Origin of the sequence: Desulfitobacterium sp. PCE1 (genome assembly GCF_000384015.1) — a bacterium.
Taxonomy (GTDB): Bacteria; Bacillota; Desulfitobacteriia; order Desulfitobacteriales; family Desulfitobacteriaceae; genus Desulfitobacterium; species Desulfitobacterium dehalogenans.
In genome coordinates this window covers 923,426-948,566 of the sequence record NZ_KB913023.1, presented here as the reverse complement: position 1 = coordinate 948,566, position 25,141 = coordinate 923,426, and the positions used below count along the sequence as shown (strand labels likewise).

The 25,141-nt window shown below is 45.0% G+C and carries 23 protein-coding genes; 5 read left to right on the top strand and 18 right to left on the bottom strand.

Features of this window, described 5'->3' with window-relative positions; translation table 11 throughout:
- The first annotated feature begins 130 nt into the window (after positions 1 to 130).
- The gene (locus tag DESPCE1_RS0104685; protein ID WP_019849661.1) at positions 131 to 1,306 is read left to right on the top strand and encodes a S1C family serine protease; all 1,176 of its coding nucleotides are present in this window, start codon (positions 131 to 133) and stop codon (positions 1,304 to 1,306) included.
- Positions 1,307 to 1,360: 54 nt separating this feature from the next.
- On the opposite strand, the gene DESPCE1_RS0104680 is transcribed toward DESPCE1_RS0104685, so the two are convergent.
- From DESPCE1_RS0104680 to DESPCE1_RS0104620, 13 genes are all read right to left on the bottom strand, one after another.
- Positions 1,361 to 1,699 carry a P-II family nitrogen regulator gene (locus DESPCE1_RS0104680; protein WP_014792900.1) on the bottom strand — a complete coding sequence of 113 codons (339 nt, stop codon included), beginning with the start codon at positions 1,697 to 1,699 and terminating at the stop codon, positions 1,361 to 1,363.
- Positions 1,700 to 1,779: 80 nt separating this feature from the next.
- Positions 1,780 to 3,105, bottom strand: coding sequence for an ammonium transporter (locus DESPCE1_RS0104675; protein WP_019849660.1), 1,326 nt, complete (start codon positions 3,103 to 3,105; stop codon positions 1,780 to 1,782).
- Positions 3,106 to 3,419: 314 nt separating this feature from the next.
- The gene (locus DESPCE1_RS0104670) at positions 3,420 to 4,067 is read right to left on the bottom strand and encodes an amino acid ABC transporter permease (protein WP_019849659.1); all 648 of its coding nucleotides are present in this window, start codon (positions 4,065 to 4,067) and stop codon (positions 3,420 to 3,422) included.
- Positions 4,067 to 4,738: an amino acid ABC transporter permease gene (locus DESPCE1_RS0104665; protein ID WP_019849658.1), complete on the bottom strand. Its 672-nt coding sequence runs from the start codon at positions 4,736 to 4,738 to the stop codon at positions 4,067 to 4,069. Before DESPCE1_RS0104665 ends, DESPCE1_RS0104670 begins: the two co-directional genes overlap by 1 nt.
- Positions 4,739 to 4,740: 2 nt before the next feature.
- Positions 4,741 to 5,550, bottom strand: a complete 810-nt coding sequence (locus DESPCE1_RS0104660; protein WP_014792896.1) for a transporter substrate-binding domain-containing protein — start codon at positions 5,548 to 5,550, stop codon at positions 4,741 to 4,743.
- 40 nt (positions 5,551 to 5,590) lie between these two features.
- On the bottom strand, positions 5,591 to 6,316 hold the full coding sequence (locus DESPCE1_RS0104655) for an amino acid ABC transporter ATP-binding protein (RefSeq protein WP_014792895.1): 726 nt from the start codon (positions 6,314 to 6,316) through the stop codon (positions 5,591 to 5,593).
- A gap of 351 nt (positions 6,317 to 6,667) precedes the next feature.
- Positions 6,668 to 6,880, bottom strand: a complete 213-nt coding sequence (locus DESPCE1_RS0104650) for a hypothetical protein (protein WP_019849657.1) — start codon at positions 6,878 to 6,880, stop codon at positions 6,668 to 6,670.
- Positions 6,856 to 7,131 carry a hypothetical protein gene (locus tag DESPCE1_RS0104645; protein ID WP_019849656.1) on the bottom strand — a complete coding sequence of 92 codons (276 nt, stop codon included), beginning with the start codon at positions 7,129 to 7,131 and terminating at the stop codon, positions 6,856 to 6,858. The genes DESPCE1_RS0104650 and DESPCE1_RS0104645 overlap by 25 nt, the downstream gene beginning before the upstream one ends.
- A gap of 3 nt (positions 7,132 to 7,134) precedes the next feature.
- A complete protein-coding gene (locus DESPCE1_RS0104640) occupies positions 7,135 to 7,413 on the bottom strand; it encodes a hypothetical protein (RefSeq protein WP_019849655.1) in 279 nt (92 codons plus the stop codon).
- Positions 7,414 to 7,692: 279 nt separating this feature from the next.
- Entirely contained in the window at positions 7,693 to 8,841 is a 1,149-nt protein-coding gene (locus DESPCE1_RS0104635; protein ID WP_019849654.1) for an aminotransferase class V-fold PLP-dependent enzyme, read from the bottom strand.
- 181 nt (positions 8,842 to 9,022) lie between these two features.
- The gene (locus tag DESPCE1_RS0104630; RefSeq protein ID WP_019849653.1) at positions 9,023 to 10,753 is read right to left on the bottom strand and encodes a CotH kinase family protein; all 1,731 of its coding nucleotides are present in this window, start codon (positions 10,751 to 10,753) and stop codon (positions 9,023 to 9,025) included.
- A 34-nt stretch (positions 10,754 to 10,787) separates the two neighbouring features.
- The gene (locus DESPCE1_RS0104625) at positions 10,788 to 11,483 is read right to left on the bottom strand and encodes a DUF4956 domain-containing protein (RefSeq protein WP_019849652.1); all 696 of its coding nucleotides are present in this window, start codon (positions 11,481 to 11,483) and stop codon (positions 10,788 to 10,790) included.
- A 73-nt stretch (positions 11,484 to 11,556) separates the two neighbouring features.
- Entirely contained in the window at positions 11,557 to 12,234 is a 678-nt protein-coding gene (locus tag DESPCE1_RS0104620) for a polyphosphate polymerase domain-containing protein (protein ID WP_019849651.1), read from the bottom strand.
- Positions 12,235 to 12,460: 226 nt separating this feature from the next.
- Here DESPCE1_RS0104620 and DESPCE1_RS0104615 point away from each other — a divergent pair, with 226 nt between their 5' ends.
- A complete protein-coding gene (locus DESPCE1_RS0104615) occupies positions 12,461 to 13,630 on the top strand; it encodes a DegT/DnrJ/EryC1/StrS aminotransferase family protein (protein WP_014792887.1) in 1,170 nt (389 codons plus the stop codon).
- A 50-nt stretch (positions 13,631 to 13,680) separates the two neighbouring features.
- Here DESPCE1_RS0104615 and sfsA read toward each other — a convergent pair whose 3' ends face one another.
- The gene (sfsA, locus tag DESPCE1_RS0104610; protein WP_019849650.1) at positions 13,681 to 14,373 is read right to left on the bottom strand and encodes a DNA/RNA nuclease SfsA; all 693 of its coding nucleotides are present in this window, start codon (positions 14,371 to 14,373) and stop codon (positions 13,681 to 13,683) included.
- 150 nt (positions 14,374 to 14,523) lie between these two features.
- Between sfsA and DESPCE1_RS0104605 the strand changes: the two genes are divergently transcribed.
- Together DESPCE1_RS0104605 and DESPCE1_RS0104600 are read left to right on the top strand one after the other, a co-directional pair.
- Positions 14,524 to 15,063 carry a helix-turn-helix domain-containing protein gene (locus DESPCE1_RS0104605; protein WP_014792885.1) on the top strand — a complete coding sequence of 180 codons (540 nt, stop codon included), beginning with the start codon at positions 14,524 to 14,526 and terminating at the stop codon, positions 15,061 to 15,063.
- Between the two features lie 14 nt (positions 15,064 to 15,077).
- The gene (locus DESPCE1_RS0104600; RefSeq protein WP_019849649.1) at positions 15,078 to 15,623 is read left to right on the top strand and encodes a helix-turn-helix domain-containing protein; all 546 of its coding nucleotides are present in this window, start codon (positions 15,078 to 15,080) and stop codon (positions 15,621 to 15,623) included.
- Between the two features lie 117 nt (positions 15,624 to 15,740).
- On the opposite strand, the gene fdhD is transcribed toward DESPCE1_RS0104600, so the two are convergent.
- From fdhD to DESPCE1_RS0104585, 3 genes are all read right to left on the bottom strand, one after another.
- Complete coding sequence (fdhD, locus tag DESPCE1_RS0104595; protein ID WP_014792883.1) at positions 15,741 to 16,541, bottom strand: formate dehydrogenase accessory sulfurtransferase FdhD; 801 nt, start codon at positions 16,539 to 16,541, stop codon at positions 15,741 to 15,743.
- Positions 16,542 to 16,686: 145 nt separating this feature from the next.
- A complete protein-coding gene (gene amrB / locus DESPCE1_RS0104590) occupies positions 16,687 to 17,610 on the bottom strand; it encodes an AmmeMemoRadiSam system protein B (RefSeq protein ID WP_019849648.1) in 924 nt (307 codons plus the stop codon).
- A 50-nt stretch (positions 17,611 to 17,660) separates the two neighbouring features.
- Complete coding sequence (locus tag DESPCE1_RS0104585) at positions 17,661 to 22,565, bottom strand: Ig-like domain-containing alpha-2-macroglobulin family protein (protein WP_019849647.1); 4,905 nt, start codon at positions 22,563 to 22,565, stop codon at positions 17,661 to 17,663.
- A gap of 197 nt (positions 22,566 to 22,762) precedes the next feature.
- On the opposite strand from DESPCE1_RS0104585, the gene DESPCE1_RS0104580 reads away from it, so the two are divergent.
- The gene (locus DESPCE1_RS0104580; RefSeq protein WP_019849646.1) at positions 22,763 to 23,212 is read left to right on the top strand and encodes a CBS domain-containing protein; all 450 of its coding nucleotides are present in this window, start codon (positions 22,763 to 22,765) and stop codon (positions 23,210 to 23,212) included.
- Positions 23,213 to 24,003: 791 nt separating this feature from the next.
- Here the strand turns inward: DESPCE1_RS0104580 and DESPCE1_RS0104575 are convergent.
- Positions 24,004 to 24,975, bottom strand: coding sequence for an MBL fold metallo-hydrolase (locus DESPCE1_RS0104575; protein WP_019849645.1), 972 nt, complete (start codon positions 24,973 to 24,975; stop codon positions 24,004 to 24,006).
- Between the last annotated feature and the right edge of the window lie 166 nt (positions 24,976 to 25,141).

The following is a 25,141-nucleotide window of genomic DNA, read 5'->3' as shown; positions in this document are numbered from 1 at the left end:
TCATAAAATCATCATAAAATTTTCAGCTTTTTTTCAGTTTCTAATCAGGTATGACTCAGAGTCATGTCCTATACTTAGGTCATTAAGAAGAGTTTTACACAGCGACTCTATACACAAGGAGGTTCAATCTATGAGTGAGAAAAAAAATCGGCTGCTCCCTTTAGCTGCTTTATGTATTATCAGCGCTCTTCTTGGTGGAGTCTCATCCGTATCGATTCTCCAATATGTCTACCCGGAGACCCTCAGTGCCATCGAAGCGCAAGCCAGTCTAAATTCCGCGGACACCAATCGTCCCGTGACCCTTCTCGCCAATACCCAGACTGATGAATCCAATTCCCCTGTAGTTCAAGTGGCCAAGGAAGTAGGCCCCGCCGTGGTGGGAATCTCGAATTACCAAACTGTTTCCAATCTCCAAAGGTATGGATTTGGCTTAGGCTCCAGAAACAATACCCAGAGCTCCGAGTTAGTGGAAGCAGGAACCGGTTCCGGATTTATCATTGATGCTCAGAACGGCTATATCGTAACCAACAATCATGTTATTGAGGATGCCAAAAAAATCACAGTCAGCCTTAGTGATGGCCGAAACCTTGAAGCAAAGCTTATCGGCTCAGACTCTCGCACGGATTTAGCAGTCCTGCAGATCTCCGATACCAGCAATCTCACTGAAGTAAAACTCGGAGACTCTTCCAAAATCGAAGTGGGAGAATTTGTCGTTGCCATCGGGAATCCCGGAGGAAATGAGTTTGCCCGTTCTGTAACAGCAGGTGTTATCTCCGCCACCAATCGTACTCTTCAGATGTCCGGCGAATCCACCCTCTATAATATGCTGCAAACAGATGCCGCCATCAATCCTGGAAACAGCGGTGGCCCTCTGGTCAATTACTACGGAGAAATCATCGGCATTAACTCAGCCAAATACGCTGAGAATGGATTTGAAGGTATGGGCTTTGCCATTCCTATAAGTGAAGCCACTTCCATAATCACCCAACTTGTTGAAAATGGAGTAGCCAAACATCCGGCTCTTTTAGTCTCGGTCAGTGATCAATATCTTCTTTATGCAAAAGAGAAAAATCTGCCTCTTGGGGCCTATATCTATGAAGTCAATCCTGAAGGACCCGCCGGAAAAGCAGGAATCCAAGAGGGAGATGTGATTACACATATCAATGATGTCAAAGTGGAAAACTCCACCGAACTGATTGGGGAAATTTATAAGCACAATGTAGGCGACAAAGTGACACTGACCTTTATTCGCAATGGACAGACGAAAGCGGTACAAGTCACCCTTGGAGAAATAGCCTCACAATAATAAGAAAAGGTTGTCTTAATACGACAACCCCTTATGTCCGACCTTGCGTTCGAGCTATAGTACATCGTTGCCTTTCTCACCTGTGCGGATCCGAATCGCTTCCTCCACCGGGTAGATGAAGATTTTCCCATCCCCAATCTCACCTGTGCGGGCAGCTCCTATAATGATGGAAACCACTTGATCGACATCCTGATCCATGACAACCACTTCGATTTTTACCTTGGGAAGCAGATAAACCTTATACTCTACCCCTCGATAGACCTGAGTATGACCCTTTTGATTACCGCACCCTAGAACTTGGGTTACGGTCAAGCCACTGACACCAAAGTCATCCAGTGCCGATTGAACATCATCCAGCTTACCCGGGCGAACTATCGCTTCAATTTTCTTCACTAGGATTCCCTCCTTTTATGAATAAGGTATTCACTCCGTAAGCGCTAAAATCCTTCCCCAGCGCCCTTAAATGAGAATTTTTACAATAAATAACCGCTGCCAATAAAGTCGGGGTAAGCTTCTTCTCCATGCAGGGAGAGATCCAGTCCTATTTCTTCTTCCTCAGCAGTAACACGCAAAGGCGTAAATACACTTACCAGCTTCATAATTACGAATGTTGCAAGGACTGCCAGAACAATGGTTACTACAACACTGATGGCTTGAATCCCTACTTGAGCCCCATTCCCATACAAAAGGCCGTCAGTTCCTCCCACGGAGGCTGATGCAAAGATACCGGTTGCTAAAGCTCCCCAGATTCCACCGAGTCCATGGCAGCCGAAGGCATCAAGTGAATCATCATAGCCAAGTTTTGCTTTCAGTACACTAACACCGAAGTAACAAATCGCACCAGCAATGAGGCCAATAACTATAGCGGACATGGGAGTAACGAAACCTGCTCCTGGAGTGATCGCTACAAGTCCTGCGATAGCGCCACTGGCAGCACCCAGGATGGTTGGCTTGCCACGATGAATCCATTCAGTAGCCATCCAGGCTAATGCACCGGCGGCAGCGGAGGTATTGGTTGTAACCAGAGCCATGGCTGCTACCCCATTCGCACCCAAGGCACTACCGGCATTAAATCCAAACCAGCCAAACCAGAGAAGACCTGCACCTAAAACAGTCATAGGCAATTGGTGGGGAGCCATAGGCTCTTTTCCATGTCCTTTACGTTTGCCTAAGATTAAAGCGGCTGTTAAACCAGTAACCCCTGAGCTAATATGCACAACAGTTCCACCTGCAAAGTCCAGTGCTCCCATTTCACGCAAGAAACCACCGACACCCCATACCGAATGAGCCAGGGGATAATAAACAATAAGCAGCCAAAGAACCATAAAGCCCAGGAAAGCTGGGAACCGCATTCGTTCAGCAACGGAGCCCGAGATGATTGCCGGAGTAATGATTGTAAACATCATTTGGAAGGCCATAAACAATAGGAAGGGAATTGTTGACGAGTAATCTCCATTAGGCTCCATACCGACACCACTAAGACCGATCCACTCTAAACTTCCGATAATGCCACCATGATCTGTACCAAAAGCCAAACTAAAGCCGACTAACACCCAAAGCACTGAAGACACACCCAAGAGAATAAAACTATGCATCACCGTACTTAGAACATTCTTTTTACGAACCATGCCACCGTAAAACAAACCCAAACCAGGAGTCATAAGAAAGACAAGTGCTGCCGATAAAATAATAAAGCTCGTGTCCCCTGAATTCACCACAGTACCATCTGCCCCAAGAACTGCAACGGGGAGAACCAACATGCATATAATCGCTAACAATAATACCCATACTTTTTTCATTTGATATTCCTCCTTGATTCAATCCAGGTTTTCTTTCTTGCTCTCACACACTTATCCAATCCTAAACATGGCACCCTGCCCCCGCCGATAAGGCTTCTTGATAAGCAAACAGAAAAAGGCGCCGCTCCAAGTATCTATTACAGATTCTTGTCACGGCGCCATTGCCTTATGGATTTGATGTTTATAATTTATAGGAATCCAAAAGAAATAACAAGAGGTTTTTTCGAAGAACACTGTATACTTCTTCAGAAAATAATCAAGGCAATTCAGATGTTAATTAAGACAATTTATAATGGCACTATATACCTGAAAGCTTAATAACTCTGCATTGCCGACTTAGCCTGTTGATTACGGGCTATTACAGATAATGCATAGTTCAAGACAAAATAGGTCAAGGCAATCATCCCAAAGAGGGTAAAGACTTGGGGCGTAGATCCAAATTGACCCATGATGATCAAGCCTTTTCCGGTCAGTTCCTCAATCCCCACTGCCCAGACATAAGAGGTGTCTTTGACGACCGTAATGAACTGGGAGACCAGCGGCGGAATCATTTTCCGCAAAGCCTGGGGAAGAATAATATGGCGAAGAATCTGTACATAGGAGAGTCCCTGAGATTTGGCTGCTTCCCACTGACCCTTATCAATAGAGTTCAGGCCGCCCCGGACCACCTCGGCGATAATCGCTGAAGTGAATACCGTCATAGCCAGAATACCCGCATTGACAGGTTCCAGTCTTGTCATAAACCGGAACATGAGAATAAACAGCAGCAAAGGAATATTACGGACAACTTCAATATAGATTGCGGCAACAGGCGCCAGGATAACATTCTTCGAATAACGGGCGATTCCAAAAATCGTGCCGATGACGAAGCTAAGCACAATCGTCATGCCCGCAATATACAGAGTTGTCATTAGCCCTTCAGCCAGGAAACGAAAGACGTAAGGTTGAAAAATTTCTGCCATTATGCCGACACCTCCATCTTACGCTCCAGGTACTGTGCCAATTGAGCTAAGGGGAAGCACAGCAACAGGTAAAGTAATCCGGCGGTAACATAGGCGGGACCATAATAAATATTTCCTGCCGACCAGGAGTCAGCACGATACATCAGATCCCCACCGGCAATCATGGCCAATACGGAGGTGTTTTTGATCAGGCTCACCGCCTGATTGGTGAGAGGGGGCAATACGACCCGAGCGGCTTGGGGTAAAATGACATGCCGCATAGCACCCCAATATGAAAACCCTTGGGATAGTGCCGCCTCCATCTGCCCTCGATGAATCGCTTGAATACCGGCACGCACAACCTCAGCGATATAAGCACCGTGGTATATGCCAACACCCAATACCCCCACGCTAAAGACAGGCAGCATGAGCCCAATATGAGGCAATCCATTATACACAAAGAAAACCTGGATTACCAAAGGGGTATTTTGAATGAATTCCACATATACACGATTAATGGCTCGAAAAAGCTTCAGATGGGTACTCCCCAGGACCCCGAAAACTACTCCCAGAGCTAAAGCGAGGCATAATCCCAGGACAGAAACCATGACTGTAGTCAGGAATCCCTCGGCAAATATTGTCCAATCGCTGAATAGTGCTTGCCACTTAAACCAGGCAAATGGTCCCGTCACTGCTACAGACCCCACTTCTCAATTAGTTTCTGAAGTTCCCCATTACCTTGCATTTTATGAATCGTATCATTAACCAATTGGGCTAAGCCGTCATTTCCCAGCTTGCTGGCCACGCCATACTCCTGAGGACTGAATTTATCGTCCAAAAGCACAGTCGAGTCATCGATATAACCCAGGAGAATAGAACGGTCAACGGAGAAAGCGTCCACCCGGCCGGAATCAAGAGCTGCTTTAATCTCCGGATAGGTAGCAAACTCCTGGAACTTCACTTTGACGCCCAGCTTGTCGGCCTCATCTTGAAGGGCTGTTTTGCTGGTGGCACTTTGAGCGACGCCAATGTTCTTGCCATCCAGGTCTTTTAAGCTCTTATATCCGGGAGCTTTCTTGACCAACAGGCCTACGCTGTCTATATAATAGGGGTCGGAGAAATTATAGCTTTTTTTCCGATCTTCAGTGATGGTAAAGGTCGCAACGACCATATCCACATCCCCGCTGTCCAAAAGGGGCCCACGGGTTTTCGCCGTCACGGCTTGCAGCTTAATTTTATCGGGATCACCAAAAATTTCTTTGGCTAAAGCTTTTACGAGATCAATTTCAAATCCTTCAATGACATTGGTCTTGGGATCTTTGTACCCAAATTTGGGAACATCCACCTTAACCCCTGCGCTTAAGGCTCCACGATCTTTAATGGCCCGAATATCGGCCGGCAGATTGGGATCACTTCCTCCGGATTGAGCCGGACCGGAGCCGCAGCCTGCGAGTAAGCTTCCGACAAGGAAAAAACTCACCAAAAAGATACCTAATTTTTTCACAAAATTCCCTCCTACTTTTTTTATTTATTTTTGGGGAAAATTAACGTAAAATACGGCTGAGGAAAAGCTTCGTCCTCTCGTGAGTCGGGTCAGTAAAGAAATGTTCAGCAGTACCTGTCTCCAGAACTTCTCCTTCATCCATAAACAAGACCCGATCTGCCACCTGGCGTGCAAAGCCCATCTCGTGAGTTACAACGACCATGGTAATTCCTTCATGAGCTAAGTCCACCATGACGTCGAGAACCTCCTGAATCATTTCAGGATCCAAAGCCGACGTAGGTTCATCAAACAACATAATCTTCGGCTTCATATTCAAAGCTCTGGCGATAGCAACCCGTTGCTGCTGTCCCCCCGACAATTGAGCTGGATAAGCATTTGCCTTGGCCTTTAACCCTACACGTTCAAGAATAACCATTCCCGACGCTTCCGCCTCTTCTTTAGAGACTCCTTTAATCAAGGTTGGGGCAAGGGTTAAATTCTCCAGAACTGTCTTATGGGGATATAAATTAAACTGCTGGAACACCATGGCCACAGATTGCCGAACCTTCGCTACAGGCGCTTTATGGGCGGTGATCTCAACCCCGTCCACAATGACTTTACCTGAAGAAGGTTTCTCGAGAAGATTCATGCAACGAATCAAGGTGCTCTTACCCGATCCACTGGGCCCAATAACAACCAACTTCTCTCCAGTTTTAACTTGTAGATCAATCCCCTTTAGAACATGCAAATGCCCAAAGTGCTTATGTAGTCCTTCCAGTAGAATCACTTTATGTCCCCCTATATTTTTAATAACCTTCAAAGAGGAAATATTTATCTTGAAGATGGTTATACCATTAATTATAATATTTATAATAGTATCATTTAATTCAGAATAATGGCAATACTCGAAATATAATGTATTCTGTATACATACATTTCGGAAAACGCATAAAATCTTTTTTCGACTACTATTTATTACATAATCTTAAATAGCTGCTCATCCTCGTTCTTGTTTAATTGATACTCATTCATCCTAAGAATGAGAAGAAAGGACCACAAAGAGCCCTTAGGCTTCTTTGTGGTCCTCTTATGTCACTTACTATCTTTAGCATATCTTTTAAATATGATTAAGAGACTATTACAAAGCTTTTTTAATTATCGTGACAGCAAGATTAACCAGGCTCTCTCTCGATTTCCTGGAGTCGGCAGAAACCATTCCTGCCACAAAGCTGATGAGTGTACATTGTAAAAGATTATTGGTTATGATCTGTTTAGGTTGAAACTTTGCCACGGATTCTTTAAATTGTTGCTTTGCTTCGGCAACAGTTAAGCCATTGTTTTCTTTGCGCAAAGAACCAACCCCCCTCCCAGGATAATCGCCAACAAGGCCACTGTAAATGCAGCGAGGAAAGGTTTCATAAGCAAAGATAAACCAAGGAAAATACCGTACACAAACATGACGAAAGCGGTGATCGCCAATACCAAAGCGACGACGATTAATCCAATCGCAATCAGTATCTTAAACAATTTCCCCCGGAAATCTGCAAACTGTGCTTCAAGTAAGTCCAGGAATTTTACTACAATATCTGCTAGTGCTTCCATAGACTATTTCCTCTTCAGCAGTTTTACAACGAGGAAACCCAATCCAAAGGCAATCAGAAGGGTCGCTAACGGATGTTCCTTTGCTGCTCCTACCCCTTTTTCGACAACTTTTTTACCTTCTTCACAGGCCTTTTTAGCAACGTCCTCACCGGCTTCGATAGGCTTTTGGGCTACTTCCTTAATGACTTCGTATCCGAGGTCAACGGCCATCAGGAGCGCTGCTTTAACATCGGATAAATCAATTGGATTTGCTTGAGTAGTCGTCGTTTCATTGGATTGCATCTTTTTCTACCTCCTCTATTTTGCTTACCTAGGGCACTTTTTGAGTCAATCAGGATGGTTGTCCAAGTTTTGAGAAGGACTCACTACCTCTCAAGCCAACTAACTGTCAGACCGCTTATCCATCTGATTCATTCAAAAATCTTGCCCGTTTTAGCGAATGGAATCTCACAAACCGATATCTTCCTTGTCCGATACCTTCGCATGACATTATTTTAGCAAAAATTCATATTATTTTCTACACTATCTATAAATTCTATTTAGAATATATTGACAAAACTTTTATTTCTTGTTTGAAGAGCTAAGCCTGGCAACAGCATCCAGACACTTCTCCACCTCTTGGCTTGTATTAAAGTATCCTAAGCTTAAGCGAACTGTTCCTTGTTTGAAGGTACCAAGGGTTCGGTGGGCATCGGGGGCACAGTGCAAACCCGGTCTTGAAGCGATTCCATAAAGCTTATCCAAGAGGTAGGAAACCTCCGAGGGTTCTCTCCCCTCCAAGTTAATCGATATGACAGGTGCCCTTTCTACAGAAGGATTAGGGCCATAAAGAATTACGCCGGGAATTTCACTTAAGCCCAGCATCAGCTGCCGGGTGAGGCTTCTTTCCTTTTCCCGAATCTTCTCTATTCCCTCCTGCTTGATAAATTCTATCCCCGCCCCTAGACCTGCAATTCCCGGTGTATTGAGCGTTCCGCTCTCATAGCGTTCCGGACTCTCTTCCGGCTGGAAAGGTTCCTCTGAATTCGCTCCTGTTCCCCCTTCCTTAAGAGTGTCGAGCTGCAAATCCTCTCGAAGATATAAGCCACCTGTTCCTTGAGGACCCAATAATCCCTTATGTCCGGCAAAGACCAAAAGGTCGATGCCCATAGCCTGGACATCGATGGGAATGGAGCCTGCTGTCTGAGCTGAATCCACCATAAAAAGGACGCTCTTTTCCCTGGCAATCCTGCCGATCTCACCAATGGGGTGAATTAACCCCATCACATTGGAAGCATGGCTGAGTACAATAAGCTTTGTATTGTTTTGAATCGCTGCTTCCACTTGTTCAGGATGCAATCCTTCTTGCACAGAGGTCTGCAGCTTGGTTACTTCTACACCCTGACTGCGGAGTTTTTCCAACGGGCGAGTTACGGCATTATGTTCAAGTGAGCTGGTAATAACATGATCCCCCGGCTTCAATAACCCTTTCAGACCTAAATTAAGAGCTTCCGTGGCATTGGGGGTAAAAACCACTTGCAAAGGATCAGAGATATTAAAAAACTCGGCGATTTCCCCCCGGGCATTGAGGACAATCTGTCCGGCAAGCAATGCCATAAAATGGCCGGAGCGACTGGGGTTCGCCCCTTTGTTGCGCAGGCATTGATCCACTGCCTCATAAACACATTCCGGCTTTGGCCAGGTTGTGGCCGCATTATCAAAATAAATCATGCTATCTTCTACCACCTTTTCGGGTTCATTACATAACTTCAAACAGATATACTTTATTATATATAATAATACTTTTTCTTATAGAATGCACAGTTGATAACAAAACTCCAGGCAGCTTAATTAGAGGCCGCCTAGAGCTCTTTCATCTTATCTCATTGGGTAGTTTAATTTAACAAGTAATTCAAGAAGTATATTTAGTCTTTTTCTTAAGAATCAAAATCGTGAGAAGTGACAGGAGTCCCAGAAACGCCCCTATCACAGTAAGCTGTTCTGTACTCATAACACCTCTATCCACAGGCTTATTCTCCCCATTCCTGAAGGGTCCGCCTTGTACCCCTCCCTCAGGAAACTGCCCTTTGCCTTCACCCATAGCCATTCCCGGTTGAGGTCTTTCCCCGCCGGCTCCGCCATTAGGGGGCTGAAGGCCGTTGGGAAACTCCATTCCTCCTTCCCTTGGGAAAGCTGAATCAGATTCGGAACCTATACTGGGTATTTCTCCATTCAGTTGTTGAGCTACATTGAGGATACGCTCCCGGACAAACTTTTGAAGGCCGATGGTATTCTCTCCCATCATCATGTTCCCCCCGCGATTGTCCCCTGGCATACCGCCACGGTCTCCCCCAGGCAGCCTCTTATCGCCCTGATTCTCTCCGGGAATTCCACTCTCAATAATACTTCCTTCTTCTTGAGAACTCTCCAATAAAGAAGTCTCTTGAGCAGCCCCTTCTCCAATAGCTTCTTCAAATTGTTCCATGGTGTAAAACTTGGTAGGATCTTCTGCCAAGTGAGGACGAATCAGGTCGGCTACCCGCTTAATCTCCTTAGTCATGGTTTCAACTGAGAAAGAACCTTGAATAAAATCCCGGATATACTGGTGGTACAACTCCTTGTACTCTTCGACCTCCAAAAGCTTCCCAATCAAAGGCCGTTCCTCAAGGGTGGTTCCTGATACAGGCTCATCGATCGTCAGGGTTGTGGGTGAAGAACCCCCTCCCCGGCCCATACTGAAACCACCAAAGGACATATTATAATCCCAGGGCAAAATAGTGAATACTCCATCCTCTTCATAAAGATAATAGTTATGCTTCATGTTTCCCTGGTAGCTGTCCATGCTGACCAAGACGGTGTTCACCGCAAAGTACTTCAGGGTTTCCTCTACATTAATGACTTTTTCCAACTCCTGGCCTTCATTGAGGGTTTTGATCATCTTCAAAAGGGCGGCATCGGCACCTGATTTCTTGTGGACGGCAGCCTTAATACCGCTATAAGATTTGATGTTGTCATCAATGTATACCAAGTCGCTGCCCGTACCGTCCGGCTTATACAGATTCCCGTATCCGCTTCCATAATAGCGTTCGAGAAAGGGTTCCTCAATGCCCTCCACCGCCAGATAGAGTCCAACCTTTTCCTCATTCACATAGATGTTGGCATAAGCAAAACCGGGTGTGGCAACACCCATCTCCTTAAAAAGGGAGTAGGATAAGTATTCCCGCATATAAGAGGGATCGCTTATGGAATTATTCAAGTTTAGCTTGGTCAAACCCTTATATTTTTGTCCATCAATGTATTGATCAAAATCAAGCTTAAAACTATAACGATCCGAGTCGCTATTGGCCACCATAGTCAAGCTTGAGTTTCCCTTGACCCGAAAACCCACATTGTCTACCATTTCGCCGTCAATCTCCACTCTAGCTATTTTATACTCTTCTGCCATAGGGTTATTCAGCATATCCCTATAATCTTCTTCATCCAAAGTAACATGAATCTCCATGACACGATCCTTATCCAATACCGAATCCAAAACAGCCTCCGAACCCCTTGGTTCATTATAGTTCAGAGCTGTAAACCCTATAAAGATGAGCAGAGAGACCCCCAGCATTACCATAATTATCCCGACTAGATTTTTATTCATCGGTTCACCCCTCTTTTCCTATGGACGGGCTTCTCTAAACTGCGAGCTCACCGTTATAACTGACAAGGACCACATCCCCTATCCCTTCTAAAATTGCTAATTGATTGACAAAATCAGTGTCATCTTCTTTCAACCGCACCTCGACGGTCAGTTCAATTCCCTGACCGCTGCGGACAGCCTTGGAACGAATATTGTGCCGTTTAACATGGCGGCTTAACGTTTCCAGGAATCGTTTTTCCGCAGAATTATCCTGGCAATGGGCCACCACCATATAGGGGATCTCCGTACTGGATTTATAAGTGAAGAGAATCAGCATGACTCCCACAACGATCGAACCCAAAATACCTAAGAGATATTGCCCTGCTCCCGTGACAATTCCTGCTGCAATAGCCCAAAACAAATATACGATATCGATGGGATCTTTTACTGCTGTCCGAAAGCGAACAATACTTAAAGCACCCACCATCCCCAGAGATATGACAATGTTTGATGTAACTCCCATGATAATCAGCGTAGTGATCATAGCCATCGCCACCAGGGATATGTTGAAGTTCTTGGAATACATTACCCCGTTAAACGTTTTTTTATAGACGGCATAGATGAACAAACCTATGAGGAATGAAATCAAAAGACTCAAAGATACATCAACCGCGGAAAATTGACTGACTGCACTCTCCAGGACATTATTTTTAAAGAGATCGGAAAAGTTAAACGTATTCCCATTATTCATGATTTACCCCCTATACTTTCTATGATTTAACTTAAGACGAATAACCACGGCGAAGATGACCCGGTCAAGACCCTTAATCATAACACCTGCAAAGCACATACTTGGAGATGGCCGACTTATGCCGGCTGTCTAATTGAAGCAGTTGGCTAATGTGGCGGGGCAGGTATTCATCATATTTAATTTCCAGAATGACGGTGTTTCCATACCCCGCCGGCACCAGAGGTAAACTGGTATTGAAAAAATCCACGGAACCAAGCCCTGTACGCACATTACTATCAAAGGTAATGCGAATCCGCCCCGGCTCCCATATATAGGCTTCCCGGTCATATTCCACGATGGTCTTCGGTGAAAACAGACCCGTTCTTAATTTGATATAAAGCTGCCGGCATACCCGCTCAGACCGTTCCCGCAGAAAATGATACTCACCCTCCAAGAGGCGTTCACATTCGTCACGGGTCAACCTGGCGGTTTCTTTATAGCCAAGCTGATTGTCCTTGACCTTTTTCTCCAGGCGAATCAAGGAGGAGTCCCCATAGGTCCGGATTCTGAACTTTTCCCGATACTTCACACCCATAAGCTTATTGTGAAAAGCTGTATCACTTAGATCATCGAAATACAGACTGCGCACTTTATAAGAACCATCCTCTTCTCCATGTTTATCCCTTTGCATAATGCACGAAAGCCGGCTGGCCAAAACTCCCTTATCAAACTCATTAATTCCCATTTTAATTTCCTGCCGGTATTTGCTCACTCATGATCACCTTCTCTTCTTTCTAGCCTTGGCTCTTTCTTAACTATACCCTTTCTTACTGAAAGGCCCCTTAAGAAAAGCTGAAAATGACATGTGCATTTGCTGAATGTCTACTGAACATTACGTTATCGACTGACTAAACTTCAAATCTCTAAACAAAAAACATTCAGGGACGCTTGCTGAGGGAAAATTGTGTGGTATAGTAATTCTTGGAGGTTGATTTACAATGAATAATCGAGTGATTCCTTTTTCACCACCTGATATAACCGACCAAGAAATCAATGCTGTGGTCGAAGTCCTCAAATCCGGTTGGATTACCAGCGGCCCCAAGGTTCGTTTACTGGAGGAGAAGCTCCAGGAGTATTGCCGGGCAGATCATGCTGTTGCCCTTGCCAGCAATTCTCAAGGGCTGGATCTTATACTTAAAGTACTCAATATTTCGGGAGATGCCGAAATTTTAACAACCCCCTATACTTATGTGGCCACATCCAATGCCGCCCTTCATCAGGGAATTAAACCTACCTTTATCGATCTCAAGAAAGACAGCTTCTTTATGGATGAGGAAAAGCTCTATGATGCCATCACCGATAAGACCAAGGCTATACTCACCGTGGATATTGGCGGTGTTCCCATGGATTATGATGTGGTCAAGTCTATCTTAAAGGAAAAAAACCGGGAGGATATCCTGCTGATTTCCGACTCCGCCCACTCCATTGGTTCTACCTATAAAGGAGACCCGGTAGGAACTCAATTTGATTTCCATGTCTTCTCCTTCCACGCTGTTAAGAACTTGACCACTGCTGAAGGGGGAGCCATTACCTTCAATGGTGATCGGGACAACTTAGCTCAGGTCTTCAAGTACAGTTCCTTGAATGGGCAAACAAAAGATGCCCTATCCAAGATGAAGGCGGGTGCATGGCGTTACGATATCTTAATTGATGGAATGAAGTGCAATATGACTGATATCGGGGCTGCCATTGGCCTGGTTCAATTGGAACGCTATGATAAAATTCTTGGTCAACGAAAGAAACTCTCCCATATTTATCATTCCATACTCTCGGAAAAAGAGTGGGCACTCTTACCGTTATTGGAAAATGATATTATGGAAAGCTCTTACCATCTCTATCCTTTGCGGATCAAAGGATTCACTGAGGAGCAAAGAGATCAGGTGATTCAAGAGCTGGCAGACATGGGCATAGCTACCAATGTTCACTATATTCCCATCCCCATGTTTACTTATTATAAAGAGTTGGGCTACGATATTCAGGATTACCCCAATGCCTATGCCCAATATGCCAATGAAATCACCCTTCCCCTCTATTCCATCCTGACCTCCGGCGACTGTGAATACGTAGCCGAAAACGTCATAAAAACTGTTGAGAAGCATATAAAATAATAGTAAAGCCAGCAAATCTTTAATCGATCTGCTGGCTTTACTATTTTTGACTAACCATTAAGCTCAACTAATTTGACCTTTACAAAATCCCTGGCCTCTATAGAATCCTCCGTTACCTCGCAGTCCAAAGCGAGGATTTTTACTCCCCGCTTTTCAGCTTGAATCAATGCTTCCCCAAAGGCTTTATGGGTTTTGACATTAGGGGTGAAATAGTGGACATTTTTCATTTGAATGATGAACACCACATAGGCCTCATACCCTGCGTCAACAGCCTGACTCAATTCGTTAAGGTGCTTAACGCCCCGTTCTGTGGGAGCATCGGGAAAGAGCGCTACACCCTCTTCCTCTAAAGTTACTCCTTTCACTTCAACCAGGATTTTCTTCTCCCCTGCTTCCAGGTAAAAGTCAAAGCGTGAATTTTGAAAGGTGTGTTCCTGCTTAATACGCTGAAGCTCCTGAAAATACTCTTTTTCTAACCATTCACGAAACACCTTGTTCGGCACCTGACTGTCCATGTTGATGAGCCTATTCCCTTTACGAACTCCGATAAGGTCGTATTTTGTTTTCCTATGTTCAAAATCCGCTTCTTGAAGGAAAACCGTTACTCCCGGTATTAACAATTCTTTGCAGCGGCCTGTATTCTTAACATGACAGATTTCTTCTTTACCGTTGATTTCTACCTTAGCAATGAACCGATTGGGTCGAGAAAGAAATTTTCCTTCCCTAATATTTGTGTACTTCATACTACTCCCATTCCATATTATTTATGAATTTTTGAACTTTTTGTGAATATTCTTTATCTTTCTTCTATTCTATTACTTGTCTACTACAATATTTTCTCTAAATCAGTTATAATGTCCCTAATAATTTATATATCGGGGGAGGAATCTTTTTTGGCTGATTTAGGTTCGGCAATCCGTTTTATGCGCAAAAACCAGAAACTAAGTTTAAAAGATGTTGCTGAGAAGACAGAGCTAACAATAAGTCATTTGAGTCAAATTGAAAGAAACCTGGCTAGTCCCTCCCTAATCACTTTAGAGAAAATAGCCTCTGCCTTAGGATACCCCATTTCTTCTTTTTTCGTAAACCCTCAATTCACCTCAACTCATATCCCTGCCGAAACTCAGAGAACTATTCAAATTAATCCGGGAACGACCCTTCGTTTTTTAATCAATAATGTTGGCCAAAGGAATCAGCTTGGTGCCTATATCGCTGAGATCACGGATCCCGCTGGAGAAATTATGATTCACCATGGAGCAAAATTAATCTACATTTTAGAAGGAGAAATGCATTTCAATGTAGCTCAAAAAGACTTTCATCTTACTGAAGGAGATTCTCTCTTATTTAACGGCAATGTTCCGCACTGGATCAGCCACAAATCCAAGTCAAGACTTAAACTTTTCGTGGCCACAACTCCACCTGAAATTTTCTAAGGGGGCGGTAATTCTTGATTGAGGTCGGTGAATTTATTCGTGCCATACGAAAAAGGCGCAATCTTACAACCACCCAATTGGCGGATCAATTGGATTTGAGCAATGGCTACATCAGCTTGATTGAGAGGAACATCGTCAGCCCTTCCTTAGCTACTCTCAAGAGAATCGCCCAAGCACTTAATATCCCTCTCGAGTCCTTCTTTTTAGATCCTGATACTGAAATAATTTATAGTTATCTTAAGAGAGATGAGCAGCCACACCTTCCTGTTGAAGACAGGAATTGGCGTTTGCTTATCAATAATTCGAAGACCAATCTTATGGGGGCCTTCATTGTTGATTCAACAGCCGCGGATAAACACGTTTATTCCCACCAAGGGGTTGAATTAATCTATGTTCTGGAAGGCGAAACCTCGATCAGTATAAGCAAAGAGGACTATCACTTAAGGGCCGGAGATTCTTTATATTACGACGCCTCCATTATGCACTGGGATAACAAAGAACCCGAGGTTCCACTGAAGCTTATTGTAGTGGCCATCCCACCGGAAGACTTTCATTTTTAGCTCTCAACATTCGAAGCTATAAAAACATGAAGGCTCTAAAAGCATCACTGCGCTTTTAGAGCTTTTTCACCTTTACCTGTAGGAATATTCAGTTCAGCATGAACACAGGAAGGATCTTCAGCATACTATAATTCGCTCAGGATGAGTGTAGATATTCATACGGTTTTCCCGGGCAAATCCGAGAACAGTAATACCCAGTTCCTCCGCAAGCTCAAGGGCCAGATCTGTGGGGGCTGATACCCCGATGAGAATGGGGCAGCCCATCTTGGCCGCTTTAATGAGGATTTCCGAGGAAATCCGGCCGCTAAACACAATCACCTTTTGGGAGATGTCGGTTCCATTGAGAAAAGCATGTCCATACAATTTATCCAGGACATTGTGTCTGCCAATATCCATAGCACTATAATCCAAGGAACCTCCAGAAGCCAAGGCTCCCCCATGGACTCCTCCGGTAAGATGAAACAGTTCCGAGTTGTCTTCCAAGAGATTGATGTAATGACTGACTTCTTGCGAGGTAATGGTATGCTGGCTCTCTACTTTTTGGGCCAATCGGGCATCATTAGCAAAATAGAAAGTACTCTTCCCTTTACCACAGCAGGAAGTGAGATAACGTTTCAGAAAAAGGTCTTCACTGAGGGTTCGTTCCTCAGTGGTCTCCACCCACACAAGTCCCTCCCTTTTATCCTGGGTAATCTTCTTTATCTGATTAGGATCATTGATGATCCCTTCTGAACAGAGGAAGCCTATGACTAATTCCTTCTCCTGAGTAGGCGTACAGACCATAGTCGCAAATTCTTTACCATTGATAAAGACTGTGAGAGCCTTTTCGATGACAACCAGTTCCTTGACAGCTTCTTTATCTGTTCCTGTAATTTTGATGACCTGAGTCTCAATTGTATTGGCTGAAAGGCTGCTCATGTCATTCTCCCCCCTGCAAAAATCTTTCCATCCTCACTTAGGCCATCTTTATTTATATTATACGACCCGACGGACAACTTTACCTTTTTGCACCTTTATTCTTTTGATATAATTTTTTTACTACTCTGAAAAAGAGGAATGCTCATCATTTTTGAGTGAACATCAAGGTGAAATAACTGGTCGTTTCTATAGTATCGTTTTGCATGATAATGCCCGAATTGGTGTTATCAAGGATGGTAAACGTTCTGATACCCTCTTTTTCTGCTAAGCGAAAAGCCGTCGCCAAAGAAATAGGCGAATCCACATAATCGTTGTTCAGACGAAGAAGGGTGGCATAATCAAAATTTCTCATAACCTCCAGGGTCTCGAGATCCTTGGCCTGAGCCTCACTTCGAGTAAGATAATGAGAGAAATCCACAGAGGCAATTAGAACAACCTTTTCATCCATAAAGGGAGCTAAACCGCTCAAAAGAGCATCCACTTCCCGGATACTAACATCATGATGGAGAACCAGGGGAAGAAGTTTGCTCTCCGGCAAAAAATGCTTAATGAAAGGCACCAGAGCACCAATGGAATGCTCCTGAGCCAGGACTTCCTCATCTGCAACCGCCAGCCCCTTCTCTATAAGATGCTTGACCAGATTTTCTTCTGAATAGAGGATGCCCGCGGGGGTCTGCCAACTAGAAACCCCGGTAATGATCTTTCCTCCCTTATTAAAATGATTAGGTCCAACAACGACCACCAGACGGGGTTCTTGCTGAGCTAAGACTGCCATTGCATTAACGATGAGGCGATCGGCCACCAAATGATGAGGTATTACTACACTGATAATTCTCCCATCAATGAAGGTCGGATCTGTCGAGCCCTTAGCTAAAGCTGTACTCAATTCGTGTTGAGTAACAAAGCTGGGGTGGACAGTTACGCCTGGATTCTGGGTTCCCTGGTTCCGCACTGCCTCGGCCCAATTCTTCTCTGTCCGGAACTCTCCCCCTACTCCTGAATCCAGAAGCAGGAGGAAAGCTGCACAGACAATAACTAATAGGGATACAGCACCTTTTCCCTTTTCCATAAAACCTTCCTTTAATCTTATCTCAGCTAATCCATACTCTGATTTTCCTTTTATTCTATAAGGACTTTAGCTTCTTTCCCACTGGTGTAGATCCCGCTGTTTGTAATATGGCTTAAGACAGGGGCTTCAGCGGTAAACTCCCCGGGCGAAATCACCCGCGCTAAATAGGTTATCTGCTCTTGTTTTTTATCACATTGGAACACAAGCCTTTGCCCATTCACTTCTACCGGATAACTCCAACGGATACTCAAGTTGGAGGAATCCCCCCGATAATTATAGGGTCGGGGAATATAGGTGAGCCCCGCCGGCAAGACATCAATCATCTCATAGAGTCCGTCAGGCGCCTTTTCTCCTATATGATAAGTAATGACAACCTGAACCAGGTCGGAACGCTTGATGGTGATGGTTTCCTGACCGTCAACCAAAAACTTATGGCTAATGGACAAATCCTCCCCCTTTCCTGTCTCTCCGGCCTTTATGGGTTGGCTGTAGGTGGAGACTATCCCCACTTGCCCTTCAATCTCACTGAATTGGATGGTTTTCAATTCTTCCGGTTGAAGGGTGAGTTTAAATACCTCCTTGCCTTGCAGAGTTTTCTTCTCTTTTTTCCCATACAGCTCATAAGTGAAGCTCACCGGAGCTGATTGCATAAATTTCAGATTGTACTTAAGGATTTGAATCTGTTCCACCAGATTAAGAATATCCTTCCCTTGGTTCTCCAGCAGGTACTGGTAGAGCTTATTTTTTTCCGGTTGATTCAGTCGAGAGGCAAGGAGCGCCATCTGGGTCGTGGCCTGAATAATTTCATCCTGGTCCTGCCCTCCCTTGATCCTCATGGTGGCACCCAGATCTTCTCCGTAGGGTTTGATCAAATCCTGGTATACTTGCTCAGCATAGGCTCCATCCCCAATCTCCAACAGAGCTGAAGCCAGGTTGATCTTTACCTCAGGTGCTAAATCTTTCTTTTGATATTCCTCATTGATGAGCAGCAAAACAGGTTCCTTAAGTGCAGCTAAACCTAAGAGGGCCAGGCTTCGGTCTTTGCCTTCCTCCTGAACTGCCAGGATGCTATAGAAATAGCCCGCCAAAGCCCTTTCATCAACTATTCCCGAGGTTGTGGAGGCTACCTGAGCTGACAAAGCCAGTTCGCTTGCCCCATAGGGGAGAATGCTGATTCCTCCGTCCATTTGTTGATAGTTGAGGAGGGATTCCTGTTCTTCTCCCTCAGCAAAGAACTCTTCCTCAGGAAAGTACTCCTTGAGAAGTTTTCGCGCTTCCAGCCTGGCCAGCTTTTGCTCCAATCGACTGCCATGGGACCAAGCCATCCGGTATAGACCTTCGAGGTTCTGACTCTTCTCTGCATCGCTAAAAACCACTGTAGTAGGTTCCTTTACAGAACCTTTGATCTCAACCCCTTCGCTCAGGAGATTCTGGGATGTGACGGTTCTCGCCTGGAAGGAATCTTCGATTACAAACTCCTTCGTAAGAACATCCTTCAAGCCACCGCTTTCAGCGGCAACTGTCAGAGTATACCTCCCCGCATCTAAAGCTGGCAGCTTCCAGTCCAAAGCTTGGAAAGACTGGGTCCTTTCCGTCCAGCTCTTTTCTTCTCCCCGGCCTGAGATCAGGTTTATTTTGTAGTCTACTTTCTGATTGGCCTTGAGTTTCTCCCCGAAAGAACGGAGAATCACTACAGGAGAGTCTCCTGACAAAAAGAAGCTATTGACATTCATTTCGATAAAGAAGGGCAAACGAACCGGAATCTGGGTGGTACCGCTGCCGGCCTGAAGATGTTGGGTAAAAGCATGATAAGTTACCCGCCAAGACGTTAGATTATCCGGCAATTGGAACTGTGCCTTGGCCTTGCCCTGTTCATCCGTCACCACCGTGGTGAAAAGCACTGTATCACGGAAATCTTTCCGCTCCGAACCCCCTTCTCCTCCCTGCTCGGCCCCCCCTGGTAATTCAGGATGGTTGTGGGACTTCCGGGTAAGGAGGGAAAGATGGATTGTATCTCCATAAAGGGCATCGCGGAAATACACGTTTTGCTCACGTAGGCTAAAGAGAGCTTCGTCCACTAAATTTAGGTTAACCTGAGCTCCAGGAACGGGTTGATTCTTCGGATCAAGAACCTGAAGCTCAAGCATCACCGTATCCCCCGGCCGATACTCTTTCTGATCCGCCCCGATTTTCACCTCTAAGGCTTTGGTCTCTCTGGCAAAGGGAACCGTAAGCCAGGAGGCCTCATGGTATCTGTATCCATCAAAGTGAACCCCATATACCGTGAGATTAGGATTATGCCCCTGTTCAAAGGTGAAGCCGTATAAAGGATGGGCACTGACCTGATAATCCTCGATAAACTTTTGTCCTCTGAAGAAAAGGAGATTCTTCTCCTCAGTCGTAAATTCGTGGTCATTCATCATAAAGGTCACTTCGACTTCTTCTCCAGGCGCATACCCTTCTGCACCTCTATCCCCTTGAAGGTAATAATAGGGATGCTCCGGATTAAAGCTGCCGCTGTTCCCTATATAGATCCTTTTCTTGAAAGGGTGACCTTCACTATCCTCAGCAACAAGCTCCAGGTAATAGGAATTCCGGGGTTCCGGCAAATCACCGGTATAGCTTACCATTCCTTGGGCATCCGTTACCAAGTCGAAGTCTCCCTGATGCTTGACGGAATAGTCATAATAATAGTTTTTCACGACCTCTTTGTTGATAAAATCATAGCGCTGACCGGCTTCTACCTTTGTCCATACCTCCTGATAGAGGTGGCCTTTAACAGGCTGATTTGGGATGGACTCTTTGAGAAAATGCTCCTCACTAAAGTCTTTTCCCGCGTTGATACCCGTCAAATCCACAGCGGACAGCTGGGCTTTAAGAGTATATCCACTCTCATGACGCTTGGCTTCTCCTGTCAAATAGACCTTGCTTTTAAAGACATAAAGCCCACCGGATGAATAAATCTCCCCTACTTCAGGCAAGACGGCGTTCATCCCTAAGTAAAGATAGCGATAAGGGCTATAATCCTCTTCATTAAGTGCCGGGCTGAAAGATAGTGCAGCCTCTCCTTGGTCATCGGTTATGACTGACCCCTTCTTATCTTGGATCGTGTAAGCACATTGCAAGCCCGGAACGGGAGTTCCTTCAAAAAAGGCGCTTTTCACCTGGAAATTCATAGCCTCCCCCACAAAAACGGCCCTCTTATCCTGACTTAAAGACAGCTTATAGGCAGGCTTTTGGTAGGTAGCCACTTCAAAACCCCTGGTGAGCAGTACATTCCCTTCTGATTTAAGCTGCAGGTAATAATACCCCGGCTTGAGCACGGGCAGCTTGAGCTGTCCCTGATAGGTCATCTCCTGGATGGGAAGGGTCTGAGTCAAAATCGGCCCCCCATCATCCCCTTCATAATAAAAGGCATTGCTGGCAATCAGTTCTATACTTGCCTCTTTGACCGCCGGTACCTTTTGTCCCTGAAGACTGTCCTTGCCTCTGGGAGCAAGAACTCCCCAAAAATGGACCGTATCTTCAGGCTGGTAAATCTCCCTGTCCAAATAGAGATATTTCCAATAATGAATCGCTCTCTGCCTATCTTGGGTATACCACTGAGGCCAAGGTTCCAGGGGTATGAGAGTCTCTTTATTCCCACTTTTCACCAAGGCATAATCCTGCTCTGTCCCTACCAGACTTTCCTGTATCAAAACCGCTCCTGATTCATCTGCGGCTGTGGAAAGATTCCTGCTGTCAATTGTAACCTGAGCATGAGCTGCCGGGGCCTTCCTGTTTAGATCATTGGCCCAAAACAGAGTGTTCTCTTCCCCCCGAGCCAGGTATACCGCTAAATCGCTGACTTGAAACCATATTTGCCGGATGCTTTCTCCCGCTTTCAATTCAGCGACATAATAACCGGCTTCCAGCTCTTCGGGGAAAAGGACATAATGATTATAGTCGTCGATTCTAAGGAATTCCGTCTCGTATTCAGCCACTTTATACTGAGGGTTCATATCTCCTCGATACCGGTTCCAGGCAAAATAGGACCAACGAGGATTCCGATCCCTCTGACCTAAGGCTCCTTGGAAGACTTTATAATCCGGATAGCGATACAGGTCTATATGAAGGGGAGGAATGAACGAGTTAGAGAAATAAGCTGGAAAAGCAGGAACATCTGCTGTACTAAACTCAGTAAGTTCGGAGTTCACATCAAAGACAAATTGATCGGTGTTTTCACTTCCCGAACCCGTTTCGAAACTAAAGATATAGTCTTCCGCCAAGGTCTGATGGGTTTCCATTAAGGGGAAACCCTTTTTCAAGGCTACGGTATAGATGGTGGATGGTTCGAGTCCTTTAGGGACAAAAACCAAAGTCTTTTTGTGTTTTTCGAAAGTACCTTCCACATGAGGGGATATGCTAAAATAGTCTTTGAGGGTGTCGATTTCATAACTATCATGGGAAAAAGTTATCTCAATGCCCGTGCTGATTGGGACATGGGTACTCTCACGCCGGGGCAGAGCGTTGATGACCCGAAATTCCCCTTTGGTCTGGAAGGCCCAGCTCAGGTTCTCTTGCCCTGACCCGTTTGGGTCAAAGGTTAGGGTATAAATAGTATTGGCTGTTAACTGCTCTTGGGGGATAATCTTATATTCCAGTCCCCCGGTTTGCTTATCCAGGGTATAGGAAAATTGGGGGTTAATATGTAAGGCTGTGGTTATGGTCTTTTCGCTCAAAGGTTCCGAACTGGTTAAGACAAAAGGACTGTCAAGATCCACTCCCAGCTTATCGGTATGCAAGGCCTTAATGGTCACCTTAGAGGCATGTACATTAGGAGGGGTACCCAGTTCTCCCGCTCCCCAGAAAAAAGCTGCCAGCAAGAGAATTACAAGGCTCAAGCCGGCAGCGGCTTTCCAATTCTTTGGACCTCTGTACCCTTTTCCTTGTGATGGCTTCGGTTCATCCTTCATAGCACCCCATCCTTTCACCTTAAATATAGGCAGGAATTCGTAAAAGATGAGAAAAAATTCTTGTCTAAGAATTCTATGAAAGATTGTTATTTCCTTTTTTACCAGATTACCTCATTTGTTCTTGTCAAAATCGTGGTATACTAGTACTAAATTCAGACAAAATATGTCCCAAGGTAATTGTCAAGGGGGTATTAGCAATGAAGGTTCAGGATATTATGCAGACTAATGTTATTACAATTTCACCGAATACCGAGATTAGAGAAATCGCTAAGCTACTATGTGACCATCATATTTCCGGGGTTCCAGTCCTCGACTTTTTCGGCAATTTAATTGGTATTGTCAGCGAAGGCGACCTGCTTCATAAAGAAACCAACCCTCGGGTTCCTGAAGCGGTGGGATTCTTGGGTGCTCTGATCTATTACCGTGGAGTCAAGCAATATGAATCAGATCTAAAAAAATTAGTTGCCCTCAAAGCCTCGGAGATTATGACTCAAGAGGTTATAACCCTTAATAAAGACGCTACTATTGAGGAAGCCGCCTCTCTGATGATCAAGCATAATGTGAAACGATTGCCCATCATGGAGGACGGAAAAATGATCGGAATCATCAGTCGAAAAGATGTCATTAAGGTTCTTATTGAGGAGTAGACGGCTATGCCGCTGGCGCAGCACCAGCAGAGGACGAAAAAGCTTGCTTGGGTCGCATAGCTTTACGCACATCGCTCACTCCATAGCTCCGGGGCTGGTCAACTCGCTTTCTTAACAGCTACGCCAAACCTCTGGGTAATACCTGATGTGAACCGGCGGCTTCGCTACGTTAAGAAAGCGACATTGACCCGACCGCCCCTCCGCTAAATCCGTTCGCTTTTGTGCGTAAAGCTACGCTTGCGGGTCTTTTCGTGTCTTTTCTGGGGTCTTTTTCATCATCTGCCGGCCATGCCGCGGGGCGGCAGATGATGAAAACCTTTGCTCGGGTCTGGTAGCGTATCCTACAACGCGCCGCTCAAACCCGAAAGACAGCCCAAGGATTTTGCTTTACAAGAGTGAGCGAATTTAAGCGAGCGGAAACAAAACTTCGCGAAAGCACGCAGCGGAGAAAGGTTGGAAACAGGACGTTTCCAACCGGCCATTGAGAACAAGTGCGAAAGCAGTGCTTTCGAGGAGCGATTTGGCCACGAAACCCGGGCGAGGGTTTCGCCCAAGCCGCCTGCCACAGAGAAGACTTAGCGGCGCAGGTGTACCTTTCGGAGCGAAGAGCTTGAGCGTTAGTTTTGTCTGCGCAGCTTATCTAGCGACCAGTGTAAAGCAAAATCCTGGAGAATTAGCTTTCAGATTTTTTCTAAATACATAAAATGTGCACAACAAGCAGCCCGCCAATTCCCTTCGGGAACCGGCGGGCTAACTTTATCTATCTAAACCATCTGAAGTAATTCCCTTTATCACGGATTAACCAATTCATAATAATGCTTCCCATCGAAACTCACTCGCTGGGCCTCTTCTTTATACACCAGATGCTCCAGATGAGCCATGGCTTCGCCAGAGGCAAACCACTTTTGGGTTAGGGGAAAATCATTCCAGCTCTTATAGTTCAAATCCCAGCGCATTCTTGCAGCTGTCTCCATAACGGTTTTTTTACCATCACGCAGAATCCCGGTGATTTCCTCGAGTCGTTCCTGGTGATGAGCTATCAATTCGTCAATTCGTTGCCGGTGGTTTCGAATAAGGCTGCGATGAGCTGGAAACACCCAATCAATATCAAACTGGCGAATCTTGTTCAGGCTTTCAATAAAGTTTCCCAGACTATCGATTTTGTAGTGCCAAAAGGTAATATTGGGAGTTATCTCATTAAGAATATGATCCCCGCCGAAAAACAGCTTATGCTTTCTTTCGTACAGACCTATGTGCCCTGGGCTATGACCAGGAATATCGATAACTTCGAATTGATAGGGCCCCACCTCCAAACAGTCCCCTTCCTGCAGTGGAGTGTATTCAAAAGGCTCCTTAGGAGCTATATCGAAGGCTTCTATCTCCTTTATCCCGATTCCTTGTTTCAAATTAAGGCCCTCACTCAGATGGTTCAGCACAAGTTCAGGAGAAGTTCTGAAGTTATTCAGCAGGGTGCCATCTTTCTTCCCGATATAGACCTTACACCCTTGTTTCCATAGATAGTCGGCCAGTCCGGAATGGTCGATATGCATATGGGTCAGCACTAAATCTGTCCGTTTAAGATCAATGCCTGATGCAGCAATCCCTTCCATAAGAGCCTTTTTACACTCTTCCTTATTAAACCCCGTATCCAAAATCAGGGGACGGTCTTCGGAAAGGATAATATAGCTATTTAATGCCTTCAGTGGATTTTTCGGCAATGGAACTTCATTTAAATAAATTTGGGGATAAACTTCACGAATCATTTCTTTTCACCTCAACGCTTTAGAGATAAACTATTCTGACTATTCTAACATAGATATTCCGTGATTCATAGAGGATGTACCCTATTATTTAAAATTCCCCATTTGGGCGAGAAGATGTTGTGAAGCTAAAACTTAACATTTATAATAGGATGAGTGATAAAAAAAC